The following is a 17,914-nucleotide window of genomic DNA, read 5'->3' as shown; positions in this document are numbered from 1 at the left end:
GCAGGCAGGTACGAAAGCCCACAGAAGAAATGCACTACATAAAGATGCAACTATAAATGGTTTTTACTATGATTGGTTTCGCGCTACCAAAACCAGCTCCCCCATGTCGGCCACAGGCTGGCGGGTGATGGTGCGGGCACATTCTGCTACATTTCGGCCATGAAAGCCGACAAGAACCGCCGGGAAGGCGTGGTGTACTCCACCAACCCCGATTTCGAATACCAGGACAACACCGAGCCCGCCGCCGCCACGCTGCCCCCGCAGCAGCAGAATCTGCGCGTGCAGCTCGATAAAAAAGCGCGCGGCGGCAAGCAGGTCACGCTCATCACCGGCTTCGTGGGGCAGGATGCCGACCTGCAGACGCTGGGCAAGCTGCTGAAAACCAAATGCGCCGTGGGCGGCAACGCCAAAGACGGCGAAATCATCATCCAGGGCGACTTCCGCGACAAGGTGATGGCCGTGCTGCTGGAGAAAGGCTATAAGGCCAAGAAGGCCGGCGGGTAGAAAGGAGCCGCGCGGTTCCCGCCTGCTTTAACCTAGAACGTCATGTTGAGCTTGTCGAAGCATTTCTACCGCTGGCTAACTTTTTTGATTAGTACTGCGGTAGAGATGCTTCGGCAAGCTCAGCATGACGTTCTGTTTTATAGGCTACTTGACCTCCCGGCTTACTGTTTCCAGCCGCCGCCCAGGGCGCGATACACGTTTACGGAGGCGTTGAGCTGCTGCATCTTGGTTTCGATCAGGTCGAACTTGGATTCCAGGGCGTCGCGCTGGGTGAAGAGGACTTCGGTGTAGTCGGCGCGGGCGGAGCGGAACAGGCTGTTGGAAATGCTGCTCGACTGGTCGAGGGCCTGCACGGCCTTAGCCTTTTCGTTGTAGCTCAGCTGCAGGTTATTGATGCTGGACAGCTGGTTGGCCACTTCCACGTAGGCGTTCAGGATGGTGCGCTCGTAGTGGTAGGCGGCCTGAATCTGCACCGCGTTGGCGTTGCCGTACACGGCTTTGATGCCGTTGCGGTTCACCAGCGGGGCCACCAAATCACCGGCCAACGAGTACAGCATACTCTCGGGCGTGGTGAACAGCAGACCGGACTTGAAGGCTCCGAAACCGGCCCCGCCGGTGATGCGCAGCGCCGGGTAGAAGTTGGCGCGCGCAATCTGAATGTCCAGCTTGGCGGCGGCCAGCTGCTGCTCGGCCTGCCGGATATCGGGGCGGTTTTGCAGCAGCTGGGCCGGCACGCCGGCCTGCACCGGGGCGGGCAGCAGCTCATTGAACGCCGCCGAGTTGCGGGCAATGGGCTGCGGGTAGCGGCCGGCCAGAAAGTTGAGGCGGTTCTCGGTTTCGGTGATGCGCTGCTGAATACCGTACTGCAGGCTGCGGGTGTTGTGCAGCTGGGCCTCGAAGCGCTGCACGGCCAGCTCGGTGGTGCGGGCCGACTCCTTCTGCAGCTTCACCAGCTCCAGGGCGTTGGTCTGCAGCCCGATGTTCTGGCGCACGATAGCCAGCTGGTTGTCCAGGGCCAGCAGCTCGTAGTAGGAGGTAGCAATTTCGCCGATCAGGTTCGTGACCGTGAAGTTGCGGCCTTCCACCGTGGCCAGGTAGCGCAGCGCGGCCGACTTGCGGGCGTTGCGCAGCTTGTGCCAGATGTCCACTTCCCAGCTGGCAAACGCCCCGATCTGGTAGTTAGGCAGCGGATTGGGGTTGCGGTGCTCGGGCCGGATGTTGATGGCTTCCTCGGTAGCCCCCTGCAGCGTGTTGCTACTGGCCCGCGCCGTTTCGGCCTTGGCGCCCAAACCCACGAAGGGCAGGTACTCGCCCTTGCGGATCTGGACCTCGTTGCGGGCAATCTGGATTTCCTGCAGCGAAATGTTCAGCTCCTGGTTGCGCTGCAGGGCCGTATCGATGAGGCCGATGAGGTTGGGGTCGGTGAAGAATTGCCGCCACTGGTTGCGGGCCGTGTTGATGCTGTCGGCGGTGGGGGTGGTGGCGTAACTGGTGGGTACCGGCCGGCCGGCGGCCTTGGTGGCCAGCTCGGGCGTTTTGCACGCGCCCACCGCCAGGGTCAGCAGGGCTGCGCCCAGGCCTTGATAGATGCGTTTCTTAAGCATGACTGTGGCTCGGAATTTCTTCATCAACTAAAATGTGCGGCTCAAACTCCGACAGCGGGTTTTCATTCTCATCCTGAATCAGCTTGCGGCCGGCGGACAGCGTACCAAAAATGTAGTACAGGCCGGGCACGAGAATCACCCCGAACACGGTGCCGAACAGCATGCCGCCCAGCGCCGCCGTACCAATGGTACGGTTGCCGATGGCGCCCGCGCCGTGGGCAATAACCAGCGGAATCAGGCCGGCAATGAAGGCGAAAGAGGTCATCAGAATCGGCCGGAAACGCACTTTGGCGCCTTCAATGGCCGCTTCGCGCACCGTCATGCCTTCCTCGTGCTTCTGCACCGCAAACTCCACAATCAGCACGGCGTTTTTGCCCAGCAGGCCCACCAGCATCACGAGGCCCACCTGGGCGTAGATGTTGTTGGCCAGGCCCATGGTTTTGATGAGCAGGAAGGAGCCGAAAATACCGGCCGGTAAGCTCAGAATCACGGACAGCGGCAGCAGGAAGCTCTCGTACTGCGCGGCCAGCACCAGGTACACGAACAGCAGCACGATCAGGAAGATGTAGATGGCCTCGTTGCCGCGGCCCACTTCGTCCTTCGACAGCCCGCCCCAGTCGATGTCGTAGCCGCGGGGCAGAGTTTTGGCGGCCACTTCCTGCACCGCCTTGATGGCCTCGCCCGAGCTGTAGCCCTGGGCCGCGTCGCCGCGGATGGAGGCCGTGGGGTACATGTTGTAGCGGTTGATTTCGTTGGCGCCCTGGCCCTTCACAATCTTCATGAAGGCCGACATTGGCACCATTTCGCCCTTGTCGTTCTTCACCCACATGTCCAGGATGTCCTTGGGCAGGCGGCGGTACTCCGGCGAGGCCTGCACGAATACCTTGAAGAAGCGCTGGTACTTAATGAAGCCCAGCTCGTAGGTCGAGCCCACCATAATGCTGAGCGTATTCATGGCGTTGCCGATGCTCACGCCCTTCTGCATGGCCAGCTGGTTGTCAATCTGCAGCTCGTACTGCGGGTAGTTGGCCGAGAAAAAGGTGAACAAGCCGGCCAGCTCCTTGCGCTTCTTGAGCTCGGTCATGAACTCCTCGTTCACTTTTTCCAAGGCCTTGTAGTCGCCGGTGGCGGTTTTATCGAGCAGCTGCAGCTGGAAGCCGCCCGCCGCGCCGTAGCCCGGTACGGCTGGCGGCTCGAAGAACTCGATGGTCGCGCCGGGAATTTCCTTGGCTTTCTCCTCGAGGGCCATAATCACGTCGTGCACCGATTCCTTGCGCTCGTTCCAGGGCTTGAGGCTGATGATGCAGGTACCGGCGTTGGAGCCGCGGCCTTCGGTCAGAATCTCGTAGCCGGCCAGCGTGGAAATGCTTTCGATGCCGGGTACTTTTTCGGCCAGCTGCTGCAGGCGCTGCGAGAGGTCGTTGGTGCGCTCCAGGGTGGAGCCGGGCGGCGTCTGGAGCACGGCGTAAATCATGCCCTGGTCTTCGGCCGGAATAAAGCCCGAGGGCAGGGTAGTGGAGATGCCGAAGATGCCCGCCCCGAACGCAATCAGAATCAGGAAGGTGAGCAAGCGGCGGTCCACCACCTTTTCCAGCAGGTTGGTGTAATGGCCGGTCAGGCGCTCGAAGCCGCGGTTAAACCAATCGATAAACCGATTGATGGGCGTTTTCTTGCGGGGCTGGCCGTGGTTGTTCTTCAGAATCATGGCGCAGAGCACCGGCGTCAGCGTCAGGGCCACCACGCCCGAAATGACGATGCTGGCGGCCATCGTAATCGAGAACTGGCGGTAGAAAATGCCCACCGGCCCGCTCATGAAGGCCACCGGTACGAACACGGCCGTCATCAGGATGGTAATGGCAATAATAGCCCCGCTGATTTCGCCGATTACCTCGCGCACCGCGCCGTAGGGCGAGAGGTGCTTCTCCTCCATCTTGGCGTGCACGGCTTCCACCACCACAATGGCGTCGTCCACCACAATCCCGATGGCCAGCACCAGCGCAAACAGGGTAATCATGTTGATGGTGAGCCCAAAGGCCTGCATGGCCATGAACGCGCCCACCAGCGACACCGGCACGGCAATAATCGGAATCAGCGTGCTGCGCCAGTCGCCCAGGAACAGGAACACCACCAGGGCCACCAGAATAAAGGCGTCGCGCAGGGTGTGAATCACGTTTTCGGTGGAGGCGTCGAGGAAGTTCGACACGTCGTAGCTGATCTTGTAGTCCATGCCGGGGGGCATGGTTTTCTTGAGCTCCTCCAGCTTGGTTTTCACGCTTTTAATCACGTCGATGGCGTTGGAACCATAGGTCTGCTTGAGCATGATGGCCGCCGAGGGGTAGCCGTCGAGGTTGGAGTAGATGTCGTAGAATTCCGAGCCCAGCTCCACGTTGGCCACGTCCTTGAGGCGCAGCGTTTCGCCGTTGGCGTTGGCCTTGATGATGACGTTCTTGTACTCCTCCACGTCGTTGAAGCGGCCCTTGTAGGTCAGCACGTACTCCAGCGCCGAGGCCTCCTTGCCGTCGGAGCGGCCAATGCGGCCCGGCGAGCCAATCACGCTCTGGTCGTTGAGGGCCTCCATCACGTCGTCCACCGACAGGTTGTAGGCCCGCATGCGGTCCGGCTTCAGCCACACGCGCATGGCGTACTGGCGGGAGCCCAGAATGCTGGCCCGGCCCACGCCATCAATGCGCTGGATTTCGGGCAGCATGTTCACCCCGGCAAAGTTGAAGAGGTACCGCATGTCGGTATTCTTGTCTTTGCTGTAGAGGTTGACGTACATGAGCATGTTGGGCACCACACGGTTTACCACCACACCTTCGCGCTGCACCAGCACCGGTAGGCGGTTGAGCACCTGCGCAATGCGGGTGTTCACGTTCACCACGGCCTGCTCGGGGTCAGTGCCCAGGTTGAACACAATCTGGATGTTGGCCTCCCCGGCCGATACGGCGTCGGAGGTCATGTACTTCATGCCGGGCACGCCGTTGATGGCCTGCTCCAGCGGAATCAGTACCGATTCGGTGAGCACCTTGGCGCTGGCGCCGGGGTAGGCCGTGCTCACCATCACCATCGGCGGCGAAATCTCGGGGAATTGGGACGTCGGCAACGTCTTGATTGCCAGAACACCCAGGAACATGATGACCACCGATATGACGATGGCAAACACGGGTCGGCGAATGAATTTACTGAACATGATAGTTACTGTTCGTTGCTGTTAGAAGGCCGTCATGCTGAGCTTGTCGAAGCATCTCTACCGCTTCGTTGCACGGTTCACCAGCCCAGGGTTTAAACCCTGGGCTATGGAGCGGAAATCGTACGATAAGAAGGAGTTAGTTTGGCGGTGGAAATGCTTCGACTGCGGCTGCGCACACTGGCTTTATGCGCCACATGCTCAGCATGACGTTCTTTTTCCGGGAAATGCCCGCCTTACTCCGAATACACTTTCAGGTGCGAAATCACCGTTTTCGGCTGCTCGTAAGTGAAGCGGATCTTGTCGCCTTCCTTCACCTTTCGGATGCCTTCGAGCATGATTTTGTCGGTGGCTTTCAGGCCGGCCGAGATGATGTAGAGGTCGGGCATTTCAGAGGCCACGGTTACCTCGGTCTGGTGCACTTTGTTCTGGGCATCCACCACGTACACGAACTTCTTTTCGAGCACCTCGAAGGTGGCTTTCTGCGGGATGATGACGGCGTTTTTGAGCGGCACGGTCATCAGCACCGAGCCGGTTTCGCCGTTGCGCAGCAGGCCGTCGGGGTTGGGGAAAGTGGCCCGGAAGGCAATGTTGCCGGTTTCGTTGTTGAAGTCGGCCTCAATGGTCTGCACCACGCCGGGGTACTTGAACACCTCGTTGTTGGCCATCATCAGCTTCACCTTCGTCTCGGCTTCGGTGCGGGTGTGGGCTTTGTAGGCCAGGTACTCGGCCTCGGGCACGTTGAAGTACACCCACATCTTGCTGTTGTCGGAGAGAGTGGTTAGCAGGTCGCCCTCATCTACGAGGCTGCCCAGCCGGGCCTGGAAGTGGTCCATCATGCCGCTGAACGGGGCCTTGATGGTGGTGAAATCGAGGTGGGTTTTGGCCAGCCCGACTTCGGCGTTGGCCTTGTCCAGCTTGGCCTGGGCCAGGGCCAGCTCGTTTTTCGACACCACGTTCTTGTCGGCCAGCAGCTTGGTATTCTGGTACTCGATGCCCACGTAGTTGGCCTCGGCCTTCGACTTCTGCAGCTCGGCCTTGTACACCATCGGCATGATCTGGAACATCAGCTGCCCTTCGCGCACGGCCTGGCCCTCATCCACGTAAATCTTCTGGAGGTAGCCCTTCTCCAGCGCCCGCACCTCAATGTGCTGGTAGGCGTGAATCTGCGACACGTACTCCTTGGTGATGGTCGTGTCTTTCTGGAGCGGGCTGGTGACCAGGAATTTCACCTGCTCCTCTTTTTCCTCGTGTTTCTCGGCGCAGCTCGTGCTGCCCACCGCTACGCCCACGCTCATGAGCGCCAGCAAAAAACTTCTTTTCATATGCGTATCACGTGCCATCCTGATTTGAATGGGACAAAGCAACCGCTGACTTCATGAAGGCCGTGTGAAGCCGAAAAAACGTTTAGCGCAGTTGTCGGACATGGCCGTGCACGCCAGTTGGGGCACAGACTAAAAATCAATACCGCAGGTAAACCGGGCAACAGAACGGTAGTAAAACCCCCGGCAGCAACGCAACTTGCAGCCGGCATTCCCGACCCTTGGCCCGGTGGGCCAACCCCATTCGTATTATCCCCTCCTCTGCATGAACCTACTCCGTATTTCCTTTCTGCCCGCCGCCCGCCGGGGCCTGCTGCTGGCGCTGCTGGCGTGGGGCGCCACGGCCCAGGCCGAAGACCTCCAGTCGCCGAACAAGCAGCTGACGCTGAGCGTGAACGTGCAGGCCGATGGCGTGCCCACCTACAGCCTCAGCTACAAAGGCCGGCCGGTGCTCAACACCAGTAAGCTGGGCCTGGAGCTGCAAAACGCGCCCGCCCTCACCAGCGGCTTCACCCAGACGGCCGCCACCCGCCGCACCGTGGATGAAAGCTGGAATCCGGTGTGGGGCGAGGTGAAAACCATCCGCAACCACTACAATGAGCTGGCCGTGACGCTCACTCAGCCCGCCACCAAGCGCGAAATGCGGGTGCGGTTCCGGCTGTTCGACGATGGCCTGGGCTTCCGCTACGAGTTTCCGCGCCAGCCCGAGCTGGCTTACTTCGTGGTAAAGGAAGAGAAAACCAAGTTTGCCCTCAACGGCGACCATAAAGCCTTCTGGCTGCCCGGCGACTACGACACCCAGGAGTACAGCACCGTCACCTCGAACCTGTCGCAGGTGCGCGGGCTGATGAAGGCTTCGACCACGCCCAATGCCTCCCAGACGCCGTTTTCGGCCACTGGTCTGCAGACGCCGCTCATGCTCAAGCGCCCCGACGGGCTCTACGTGAACATCCATGAGGCGGGCCTGATTGACTACTCGGCCATGCACTTGGAGCTGGACGATAAGACGTTTGTGCTGGAGTCGCACCTGACGCCCGACGCGCTGGGCAACAAGGGCTACCTGCAGACGCCCTGCCAGTCGCCGTGGCGCACGGTGCTCGTAAGCGACAAAGCGGCCGACATTTTGCAGTCCAAGCTGGTGCTCAACCTCAACGAGCCCACCAAGTTCAAGGACGTGTCCTGGATCAAGCCCGTGAAATACGTGGGCGTGTGGTGGGAGATGATTACGGGCAAAAGCTCGTGGTCGTACACCAACCAGGAAAACATCAAGCTCGACTCCATCGACTATAAAACCGTGAAGCCCAACGGCACCCACGGCGCCAACACCGCCCACGTGAAGGAGTACATCGACTTCGCCGCCCTGCACGGGTTTGATGCCGTGCTGGTGGAAGGATGGAACACCGGATGGGAAGACTGGTTCGGCAAGCACAAGGATTACGTGTTCGACTTCGTGACGCCGTATCCGGACTTCGATGTGAAAGAGCTGCACCGCTACGCCGAAAGCAAGGGCGTGAAGATGATGATGCACCACGAAACCTCGGGCTCGGTGCGCAACTACGAGCGGCACCTGGAGCAGGCCTTCCAGTTCATGAACGACAACGGCTACAACGCCGTGAAAACCGGCTACGTCGGCGACGTGCTGCCTTTGGGCGAGCACCACTACAGCCAGTGGCTGATCAACCACTACAACTACGTGCTGGAGCAGGCCGCCAAGCACAAAATCATGGTGAACGGCCACGAGGCTGTGCGCCCCACCGGCCTGAGCCGCACTTTCCCAAACCTCATCGGCAACGAGGCCGCGCGCGGCACCGAGTACGAGTCGTTCGGGGGTAACAACGCCGACCACACCACTATTCTACCCTTCACCCGCCTCATTGGCGGCCCGATGGACTACACGCCGGGCATCTTCGAAACGAAGGTCAGCAAGCTCAACCCCAGCAACACGTCGTTTGTGCACAGCACCCTGGCCCGGCAGCTGGCCCTCTACGTGACCATGTACAGCCCGCTGCAGATGGCCGCCGACCTGCCCGAGCACTACAACCAGCACCTCGACGCCTTCCAGTTCATCAAGGACGTGGCCGTGGACTGGGACGATACCAAAGTGCTGGAGGCCGAGCCCGGCGACTACATCACCTACGCCCGCAAAGCCAAAGGCAAAAGCAGCTGGTTTATCGGCAGTACCTGCGACGAACAGGGCCGCACCTCCAAAATCGACCTGAGCTTCCTGGATTCCGGCAAGAAGTACGTAGCCACCATCTACGCCGACGCCAAGGACGCGCACTACGAGAAAAACCCGCAAGCGTATACCATCCGTAAAGTCAACGTGACACGTAAGTCCAAGCTGGCGCAATACTGCGCGCCGGGCGGCGGCTACGCCATCAGCGTGGTGGAAGCCGGCAAGTAAGCGTAACTGCCAGAAAAAGCCCCGGCGGGGCGGCCTACCACGCAAGCGGGGAGGCTGCTCCGCCGGGGCTTTTGGTGTCTGGGGCGGCCGGTTTGCCGGCCAAGGAGCTACTTGGCAAAGCAGCACTTTCCCGTTGCCGTGTGAAGGTAGAAAGCGTAGCTTTACCGCAATTCCGGGAGCCCGGCCTTACTACTATTCATTGACTATTATGAACGCCAGGCGCGTTGCAGCGGCCCTTTTGTGGGTGGCGCTGCTCATGTGCGGCAGCTGCCGCTTCAGCCCCGAAGAAATTCCAGCTACTATCACTACCAAGGCTACGCCGCAGCACCGGCGTATACCTGGCACGCACATGCTGCTGGCTGCCCCCACGGGGTATGAGCTCGAGGCGCAGCAGCATCTGCTACGCCTCAATCCGCTGCAGTTTGTGCAGGTGCTTGAGATGCCTGGGGTAAAGTTTGCTGCGTATCTGGAGCAGCTGCAGAAAGAGCTGGCCGGCCAGCCTGATATTCCCACCACGGCCCTGCGCCGCCTCACTTACAACGGCCACCCGGCCGTGTTCCTGACTCAGCCCTACCGCCGCGGGCCCGGTCTGACGGCGGCTTTGCTGGCTTTCGGCGATAGTAGCCGCGTTACACTGCTTGTCGGCGTGTACCCTAAAATTCTGCCCGGTGCGGCTGCAGATTGTCAGCAAATGTTGCTCACCGCCCACTACGACCCGGCGGTGAAAGTGAAGGAGCAGGAGGTTTTGGGCTTTCGGGCCGACATGCTGGATACTGATTTTCGGCAACTAAGCCCCCAACTTGGGCGCTGGGCAGTATATGCCCCGCAGGGCCGCATAGGGGCCGATGGCGACACGGCGCACGCCACGCTGTTTCGGGTTACAACGCTGCCGCCTATTGCCGAGCGCACAACGGTCCAGGACATAGCCCTGTCCATCATCCGGGAATACCGCACCGTCGCCAGCGTGGATAACGTGCAAGAAATCAACGGCACCATCAACGGCCACTACGCCTACGAAAACGTGATAACCTTCAACTACGCGGGCAAGCAAGGCCGGGCCCTGGTGCTTCTGTTGAGCACACCCACCGGGATACTGGTATTCGACGGCCGGGCCTACGAACAGCCCGAAGTACGGCTGGAGCAGTTTATGCGCCTTGCAAAGGCCATTGAGCTGGCTCCCCCGTCGTCTTAGCAGCCTGAATAAGCAGTTTTAGCAACCAAGCTGGCTAAGTCGAGGCAATCAATTCTTGATTCCCAACTGCCGTAACGCCCGCTCCACGTCTTCCGGCGTATCGATGCCGATGGTTTCCAGGGTGGTTTCGGCGGTTTGGATACGGTAGCCGGCTTCCAGCCACCGCAACTGCTCCAGGCTCTCGGCCAGCTCCAGCGGCGAGGGCGGCAGCTGCGTGATTTCGCGCAGCACGTCGGGGCGGTAGGCGTAGAGGCCGATGTGGCGTAGGTAGCGGTGGTGCTGCAGCCACTGCTCGGGTGCGTGCTGGCGCTGGTAGGGCAGGGGGTGGCGGCTGAAATACAGCGCTTCGCCCTGGGCGTTGAGCACCACTTTGGGCAGGTGTGGGCTGAACAGCTCCTCGTCGCTCACCACGGGCTTCACCAGCGTGGCCAGCTGAGGCGGCGCGGGCACGGCAAACAGCTGCACCAGCGCGTCGATCTGGCTGGGGTGGATGAAGGGCTCGTCGCCTTGGATGTTGATGATGCAGTCGGCCTGCACGCCCAGCTGCTCGTAGGCGTCGCGTACCCGGTCGGTGCCGCTGGGATGGTCGGGATGGGTCAGCACGGCCTCGCCGCCGAAGCCCAGCACGTGCTCCAGAATGCGCTGGTCGTCGGTGGCCACCACCACCCGGCTCAGGCTGGATTGTTGGGCCTGGCGCACCACCCGCTCAATCATGGTCTGGCCGCCGAGGTCGACGAGGGGCTTGCCGGGCAGGCGGGTGGAGGCGAAGCGGGCGGGAATGATACCGATGGCAAGCATAAAAATGGGTTGTAACACCAGGCTTCTGTCTGGTGAATCGTGGAACAGGCCTCGTTGCGGAAGTCGGCAACAGCGCGCCCAGCAAAAACTGCGCGCTTCAATCTTCAAAACAAACAATAAAATGCGGCACTGATACCGCGAGGCTCGGCTACTGCGCCCGAATGCCTAACTTTCGGCAGAATTTATGCACAGCCCCGGTTTTTCGCCGTTTCCTGGCCGTAGCTGTTCTTGCCTGTTGTTTCTATGTTCCGATTCTCGTTGCTGTCCGCCGCGCTGGTTTTCTCTGGTTTCACTGCTTCCGCCGCCGGCTTTGTGGCGCCGCCCGACTCCATCGGGGTGGAATACCGGAGCGGCAAAATGCTCATCCGGCACCGCGTAGCGCCCGGCGAAACGCTCTATGGCCTGGCCCGCCGCTACCGCGTGCCTGTCGAGCAAATCGTGGAAGCCAATGACGGGCAGAAAGGCGCCCTCACCACCGGCCAGATTGTGCTGGTGCCACGCCAGCGCGTGGTGATGAATGCCTCCGACAACCCGCGCCCCGCCGCAGCTGGCACCGCCGCCCGCAGCCTGCCCACCGATGCCCGCGGCAACCGCGTATATAAGGTAGAAGCCGGCCAGACGCTGTTTGCCATTGCCCGCAAGTTCAACACCACGCCGCAGGCGCTGGCGGAGCTGAACGACTTCGCGCCCAACTACAACGTGCGCCAGGGCCAGACGCTTATTGTGGCGGCTGGCCCTGGCGCGCCCGCCCGCCGCGAAACGCCCGCCGCGCCTGCCACCCGCGAGTCGGCCGTAGCTACCGCACCCGCCCGCGAAACGCCGGCGCCAGTTGCTACGGCCCCTCGCCCGGAAACCGCCGCGCCCCGTCCCGCCGACTCAGCTAACTCAACTCCTAATCCTGTCAGCACTCCGAAGGAGAAGCCCGAGGAGCGCGCCCCTACTCGGGCCAGCGAAATCGTGCGCCGCGTGACGGAAAGCGGCTTGGCCACCAGCATCCCCAACAGCACCACCGACAAGTACCTGGCGCTGCATAAAACCGCCGCCGTGGGCACCATCATGCAGGTGCGCAATATCATGAACGGGCAGTCGGTGTATGTGCGCGTTATCGGCCCGCTGCCGGATACCGGCGAAAACAGCAACATCCTGGTGCGTCTCTCGCCCCGCGCCGTGCAGCGCCTAGCCACCCCCGACGCCCGCTTCCGCGTGGAAACCAGCTACGTGCCGTAGGCAGCACAAGCAGTAAATACTAACAGAACGTCATGCTGAGCTTGCTGAAGCATCTCTCCCGAGGGTAACTCAATGGTTACAACGAAGCGGGAGAGATGCTTCGGCAAGCTCAGCATGACGTTCTTCTTTGGTGCCCTACCTTCCAAACCATGAACCAAGCCCAGGTCCGCACGATCCTCGAAGAAAGCTACGCCCGCTACAACCAGCCGGCGTTTATCCAACACGACCCCATCCAGATTCCGCACCGCTTCACGCAGCGGCCGGACGTGGAAATCAGCGGGCTGTTTGCGGCGCTGCTGGCCTGGGGGCGGCGGCCCACCATCATCAGCAAAGTCACCGAGCTGCTGCAGCGCATGGACAACGCGCCCCACCAGTTCATCCTGCAGCATCAGGATGAGGACCTGAAGCGCCTGCTCGGCTTCTGCCACCGCACCTTCTGCGACACCGACCTGCTCTACTTCGTGCACTGGCTGCGCTGGTACTACGGCCAGCACGCGTCCTTGGAAGATGCCTTCCTGCACGGCAATACCCAGAAAGAACGGCTGGAGAACTTCCACAATCTGTTCTTCAGCCTCGACGACGCGCCACAGCGCACCCGCAAGCACGTGGCCACGCCGGCCCGCGGCTCGGCCTGCAAGCGCGTGAACATGTACCTGCGCTGGATGGTGCGCCAGGACAGTTACGGCGTGGACTTCGGCCTCTGGACCCGCCTGCCCATGGCCGACCTCGTCTGCCCCTGCGACGTGCACGTGGAGCGCGTGGCGCGCCGCCTGGGCCTACTGGAGCGCAAGCAAGTCGACTGGCTGGCCGCCGAAGACCTCACCGCCCACCTGCGCACCTTCGACCCGCTGGACCCCGTGAAGTACGATTTCGCCCTGTTCGGGCTGGGCGTGGAAGGGGAGATGTAAAACAGGGGCCAGTCTGTTACCGGGGGGCCTGCTCTGAACGCACAACGGCGGGCAACTCACCAAGGAGCCGCCCGCCGTTATGCGTTGGAGTTGTCTGCTAACCGCAGCGGAACTAGTTCGTGAACTTGAGATTCAGCGCTTCGGCTACCTGCTCGGCCGGAATGGCAAAGCCGATGCCCTCAATGCCGCGGCCGACCAGCTTGGCATTCACGATGCCCAGCAGCTGGCCGCTGCGGGCCACCAGAGCGCCGCCGCTGTTGCCACCGTTGATGCTGACGTCGGTTTGCAGGAAGGAACGGCCATCCACTTTGCGGCGGCCGCTGATGATGCCTTTCGTAACGGTCTGGCCAAGTTCCTTATCGGCAGGAGTGCCAATAGCAAACACATCCGACCCGATTTCGGCCAGGCTGCTGGTGGGGAGCTGGAAAGCAAGCAGGCCTTCGGCATCTACCTTCAGCAGCGCCAGATCCATTTCGGCATTCAGCCGCACGACCTTTGCCTTGGTGCTCATCCCGTCAGCCAACTGAATCTTCACTTCTTCCTGATCTTCCACCACATGCGCGTTGGTCACGATGTAGCCATCCGGCGACACAATGCAGCCGCTGCCGTGGCCATTGCTGGTTTCCACGATAACAACGCCGCGTGCCGCTTGGCTCAAGCCTTTGTCGGCAGCCATAGGAGCACCACGCCGCATGCTGATGGGGGCCAGCGAGGTGGCAGTTTCGGTCTTGCTATCAGCTGGTTTAGCCAGGGCCTGCGCAACCTTTGGGTTGGAGAAAAACGCGTAAAACGAGTTTTCAAACGCATCCTCGAAAGCCGCGCTGCCGCCCTGCTCAAACTTAACGCTGGAGCCAGTCGTTTTTTGCTCTACCACGGTCTGGCGGGTTTGATTGAGTAGTTTCCAAGTTACCTCAACCGTGCAATCTGTTTCGTAGCGTGCTGATTGGTAGGGCGACGAAGCGTTTACGTTGTACTTTATGTCGCGCATTTCGCCCTGTAGGGTGTAGCGGGAGTTGGCGCCGGTAGAAAAAATGCTCTTCGATTCACCATCGGGTACGGTGTAGCCAATATCCTTGAGGGCACCATTAACCGATGATTTCAGGTGCTCAGCATCGACATCAAGCGACTTGCCGAAGTAGAGGATTTCGGTGGGCTCTTTCCGCACGAAGTAATTGCCCATTTTGTCGCCGCCTTTCGTACGCACGTTCATCAGCGTGCACTGAACAGACTGGCTGCCGGCCACGGCCTTAGGCAGTTTCGTCATGGAAGTCTGTATTTCCTTCTTGTTGAGGCGGTTGTTGGCGCCAGTGGTGCGGTCAGTCAGCAGGCCCCCCAGGCCGCCTACCATAATTACCAGCCCCGGCAGGCCCGTGTACTTCATATCACCGTTGTCATCAGTCGACATTGACAAGCTGGTGGCAGCGCCATAGAAGAAGGGCAGGTAGTTCAAATACGCCAGGCCGGTGGATTTTTCCGGATAAAGCACCTCGGAATAGTCCTTATAGCCCTCGTGCTTCACCTTCACTTCTGAGCTGCGCTTGCGCGGCACCCGTACACTTACGGTATTCGACTGGCCCTCTACGGGCTTAGCCTCCACGGGCTTGTCGTTGATGTAGTACGTGCTGCCGCTTGGCGTGCCTGACAGGAGCACCGACTGCCGGGAGCCGGAGATGATGGTAGCGCAGCTGGGCAGCAGCAGCGAGCTGAGCAGTAAACCGCTGATAATCTGAGTAGACTTTTGTTTCATAAAGGCACCTATGTGAGAAAGAAGAGAAAACAGCAACAGGAATAGACACCTGCACGCACAAGCATTTCAGCAGCTGGCGTAAAGGCAGACGGCATTACAGAGAAAGGGGGTGGCGGCGAAGTATCGGCGGGCCAGGGATACGGGATACAGCTGAAGTCATGTAGCGGGGCTCATGCTTCCGAGTAGTATAGGCTAGCAGGATGGTCAGTGACACTGGTAGTAAATGGAAATAGAATAACGCGTCAAATTGACTTGTATAGGAAGGCGCTGCGTACAAAACGTGCAGCTTTCAAAAGTAGTGGGTTCAGAAGCTGGAAAAAAAGGTAGTCGCTTATTTTAATTCAATATTCGCTATTATAAAGATAATGTGGGAACCCAGGTGCTGAGGAGTATGCTGAAAACCTGAATCTTTCCGCCAGCAAATGCTGTTTACCTTTACATTCCATCCCGATTTCCAAGACTACCCGATTTGATTCTTCCTCAGAACTTCGAGCAGAAAATAGGCTTCGCGCAGCTGCGTGAAATGCTGGAAAGTATGTGCCTGAGTGCGCTCGGCCGCCAGTTTGTGGCCAAAATGGTGTTCCAGACCAAGCACGACCAGCTGCACAAGCTGCTGCTGCAGACCGACGAGTTCCGCTTCCTGCTCCATAGCGGCGCCGACTTCCCCAGCCAGCACTACCACGACGTGAACCCGCAGCTGGTGCGCGCCAGCCTGCCCGGCGCCTACCTCGACGTGGCCGCCTTCTTCGCCGTGAAGATGAGCCTGCGCACCATCCGGCAGGCGCTTACCTTCTTCACCCAGGCCGCCGAAGACCTGTACCCCACGCTGCGCCTGCTCGGCATTGGCGTGCAGGTCGACCGCAACCTGCTGGCCGCCCTCGACAAAGTGGTGGACGACGAAGGCCTTGTGCGCGACGACGCCTCGCCGCTGCTGCGCCAGCTGCGCCAGGAGCTGATTACGCGCCAGGGGTTGCTGCGCAAGCAGATTGCGGGCATCCTGCGCCACGCCAAAAACGAAGGCTGGATTCCCGGCGACGCCGAGCCCACCATCCGGGGCGGGCGGCTGGTGCTGCCCGTGGTGGCCGAGCACAAGCGCCGCGTGAAAGGCCTGATCCACGACGAGTCGGCCTCGGGCCAGACGGTGTACATCGAGCCGGAAGCCGTGTTCGAGCTCAACAACGACATCAAGGACCTCGAAAACGCCTACCAGCGCGAGCTGATCCGCATCCTGACGGCCCTCACCGACCAGCTCCGGCCCCACATTCCGGATCTGCGCAAGGCCTACCAATACCTGGGTTTGATCGACTTTATCCGGGCCAAGGCGCGCCTGGCGCTGCGCCTGGAGGCCACGCTGCCCATCCTGCACCCGCGCCCCCAGATGCTCTGGAAGCAGGTGCGCCATCCGCTGCTCTACCTCACCTTCCTAGGCCACGCCAAAGACGACCCGCGCGAGGTGGTGCCGCTGGATATCGAGCTGACGCCGGAACAGCGCATTCTGCTGATTTCGGGGCCGAATGCCGGTGGTAAGTCGGTGAGCATGAAGACGGTGGGATTGGTGCAGTACATGCTGCAGTGCGGCCTGCTGATTCCGGCCGGCGAAGGTTCGGAAGCCGGCATGTTCGATGATATATTCCTCGATATCGGCGACGAGCAGAGCCTGGAAAACGACCTTAGCACGTACTCGTCGCACCTGCTGAGTATGAAGCAGTTTGTGACGCTGGCCGGCAAGCGCAGTCTGGTGCTGATTGACGAATTTGGTACCGGCACCGAGCCGGCGCTGGGCGGCGCCATTGCCGAGGCCGTGCTGGAGCAGCTGAATCGGGCGCGCAGTTTCGGTGTCATCACCACCCACTACACCAACCTCAAGAACTACGCCGAGCGCACGCCCGGCATCGTGAACGGGGCCATGCGCTATGACCCCGAGCAGCTGCAACCGCTCTACCGCCTGGAAATCGGGAAGCCGGGCTCGTCGTTTGCCATCGAAATTGCCCGCAAAATCGGCCTGCCCAAGCAGCTGGTAGAGCGCGCCACCCAGCTCGTCGGCAAAGACAAGATCCGCTACGATCGGCTGCTGGAAGGCCTCGAAAAGGAAAAGTCGGACCTGGAGGCCCGCACCGCCGAAGCAGCCAAAGCCGAGCGCCGCCTGAAAAAAGCCGCCCAGGAATACCAGGACCTCAAGAAGTACCTCGACGACACCACGCTGGAGGTGTTGCGCAAAGCCAAGCAGGATGCCAAGCTGCTGCTCAAGGACACCAACCAGCAGATTGAGGCCACCATTCAGGAAATACGCCTCGGCCAGGCCGACAAGGACCGCACCAAGGAGGCCCGCGGCAAGCTTGACACGTTTGTGCGCGAGAAGCTGCAGATTGAGCCGCCCAAGCCCAAAGCCACCCGCGAGCTGGCCGAAGCCGGCACGCTGAAAGTCGGCGACAAAGTGGCGCTGATTGGGCAGGAAGGCTACGGCGAGCTGATGAGCGTAAAGGGTAAAACCGCCGAAGTGAGCTTCGGGGGCATGAAAACCATCGTCAAGATCACCCAGCTTGAAAAGCTGACGCGCTCCGAAATCCGGGAGCGGGAAAAGGAGGCCGTGCGCCGGGCCCCAGCCCAGTACGCCGGCTTCAGCACCACCGACAAGATGTCGAGCTTCAGCCCCACGCTGGATTTGCGCGGCGAGCGGGCCGAGGATGCCCTCACCAAAATCACGACCTATGTGGATGATGCCGTGATGCTGGGCGTGCCCGAAATCAAGATCCTGCACGGCCGCGGCAACGGCGTGTTGCGCCAGGTGGTGCGCGACTACCTGCACCGCACCCGCCAGGTGGCCAGCGTGGCCGACGAGCACGCCGACCGCGGCGGCGACGGCGCCACGGTGGCCGTGCTGAAGTAGGATCACGGATTAGCACGGATTGTCCACGGATTGCACGGATTTTGTGGACGGCTGAAATACAAAGGGTCTGGCGAAACGCGCGAGCGGCTTTGCCAGACCCTTTTTCGTGTGGGAGCCGCGGCCCGGGCAGGACG

The 17,914-nt window shown here is 60.8% G+C and carries 11 protein-coding genes; 6 read left to right on the top strand and 5 right to left on the bottom strand.

Annotation, left to right across the window (positions count from 1 at the left end):
* Positions 1–159 precede the first annotated feature (159 nt).
* The gene (locus tag O3303_RS07500; protein WP_269561443.1) at positions 160–504 is read left to right on the top strand and encodes a translation initiation factor; all 345 of its coding nucleotides are present in this window, start codon (positions 160–162) and stop codon (positions 502–504) included.
* Between the two features lie 161 nt (positions 505–665).
* On the opposite strand, the gene O3303_RS07495 is transcribed toward O3303_RS07500, so the two are convergent.
* The 3 genes from O3303_RS07495 to O3303_RS07485 form a co-directional block, all read right to left on the bottom strand.
* Positions 666–2,108, bottom strand: coding sequence for a TolC family protein (locus O3303_RS07495; RefSeq protein WP_269561442.1), 1,443 nt, complete (start codon positions 2,106–2,108; stop codon positions 666–668).
* Positions 2,101–5,298, bottom strand: coding sequence for an efflux RND transporter permease subunit (locus O3303_RS07490; RefSeq protein ID WP_269561441.1), 3,198 nt, complete (start codon positions 5,296–5,298; stop codon positions 2,101–2,103). Before O3303_RS07490 ends, O3303_RS07495 begins: the two co-directional genes overlap by 8 nt.
* A 233-nt stretch (positions 5,299–5,531) precedes the next feature.
* Positions 5,532–6,620, bottom strand: coding sequence for an efflux RND transporter periplasmic adaptor subunit (locus O3303_RS07485; RefSeq protein ID WP_269561440.1), 1,089 nt, complete (start codon positions 6,618–6,620; stop codon positions 5,532–5,534).
* Between the two features lie 262 nt (positions 6,621–6,882).
* Between O3303_RS07485 and O3303_RS07480 the strand changes: the two genes are divergently transcribed.
* Together O3303_RS07480 and O3303_RS07475 are read left to right on the top strand one after the other, a co-directional pair.
* Positions 6,883–9,021 carry a glycoside hydrolase family 97 protein gene (locus O3303_RS07480; protein WP_269561439.1) on the top strand — a complete coding sequence of 713 codons (2,139 nt, stop codon included), beginning with the start codon at positions 6,883–6,885 and terminating at the stop codon, positions 9,019–9,021.
* 208 nt (positions 9,022–9,229) lie between these two features.
* Positions 9,230–10,213, top strand: coding sequence for a hypothetical protein (locus tag O3303_RS07475; RefSeq protein ID WP_269561438.1), 984 nt, complete (start codon positions 9,230–9,232; stop codon positions 10,211–10,213).
* 48 nt (positions 10,214–10,261) lie between these two features.
* On the opposite strand, the gene kdsB is transcribed toward O3303_RS07475, so the two are convergent.
* The gene (kdsB, locus tag O3303_RS07470) at positions 10,262–11,011 is read right to left on the bottom strand and encodes a 3-deoxy-manno-octulosonate cytidylyltransferase (RefSeq protein ID WP_269561437.1); all 750 of its coding nucleotides are present in this window, start codon (positions 11,009–11,011) and stop codon (positions 10,262–10,264) included.
* Positions 11,012–11,254: 243 nt separating this feature from the next.
* On the opposite strand from kdsB, the gene O3303_RS07465 reads away from it, so the two are divergent.
* Both O3303_RS07465 and O3303_RS07460 read left to right on the top strand, forming a co-directional pair.
* A complete protein-coding gene (locus tag O3303_RS07465) occupies positions 11,255–12,238 on the top strand; it encodes a LysM peptidoglycan-binding domain-containing protein (protein ID WP_269561436.1) in 984 nt (327 codons plus the stop codon).
* A gap of 149 nt (positions 12,239–12,387) precedes the next feature.
* Positions 12,388–13,146 carry a TIGR02757 family protein gene (locus O3303_RS07460; RefSeq protein WP_269561435.1) on the top strand — a complete coding sequence of 253 codons (759 nt, stop codon included), beginning with the start codon at positions 12,388–12,390 and terminating at the stop codon, positions 13,144–13,146.
* A 112-nt stretch (positions 13,147–13,258) separates the two neighbouring features.
* On the opposite strand, the gene O3303_RS07455 is transcribed toward O3303_RS07460, so the two are convergent.
* Positions 13,259–14,893, bottom strand: a complete 1,635-nt coding sequence (locus tag O3303_RS07455) for a S1C family serine protease (protein ID WP_269561434.1) — start codon at positions 14,891–14,893, stop codon at positions 13,259–13,261.
* Between the two features lie 469 nt (positions 14,894–15,362).
* Between O3303_RS07455 and O3303_RS07450 the strand changes: the two genes are divergently transcribed.
* Positions 15,363–17,780, top strand: a complete 2,418-nt coding sequence (locus O3303_RS07450; protein ID WP_269561433.1) for an endonuclease MutS2 — start codon at positions 15,363–15,365, stop codon at positions 17,778–17,780.
* Positions 17,781–17,914 lie beyond the last annotated feature (134 nt).

The sequence above is a fragment of the Hymenobacter canadensis genome (assembly GCF_027359925.1).
Lineage (GTDB): Bacteria > Bacteroidota > Bacteroidia > Cytophagales > Hymenobacteraceae > Hymenobacter > Hymenobacter canadensis.
Note: the sequence above shows the minus strand (reverse complement) of the source record. Positions and strands in the feature narration are given on the sequence as shown.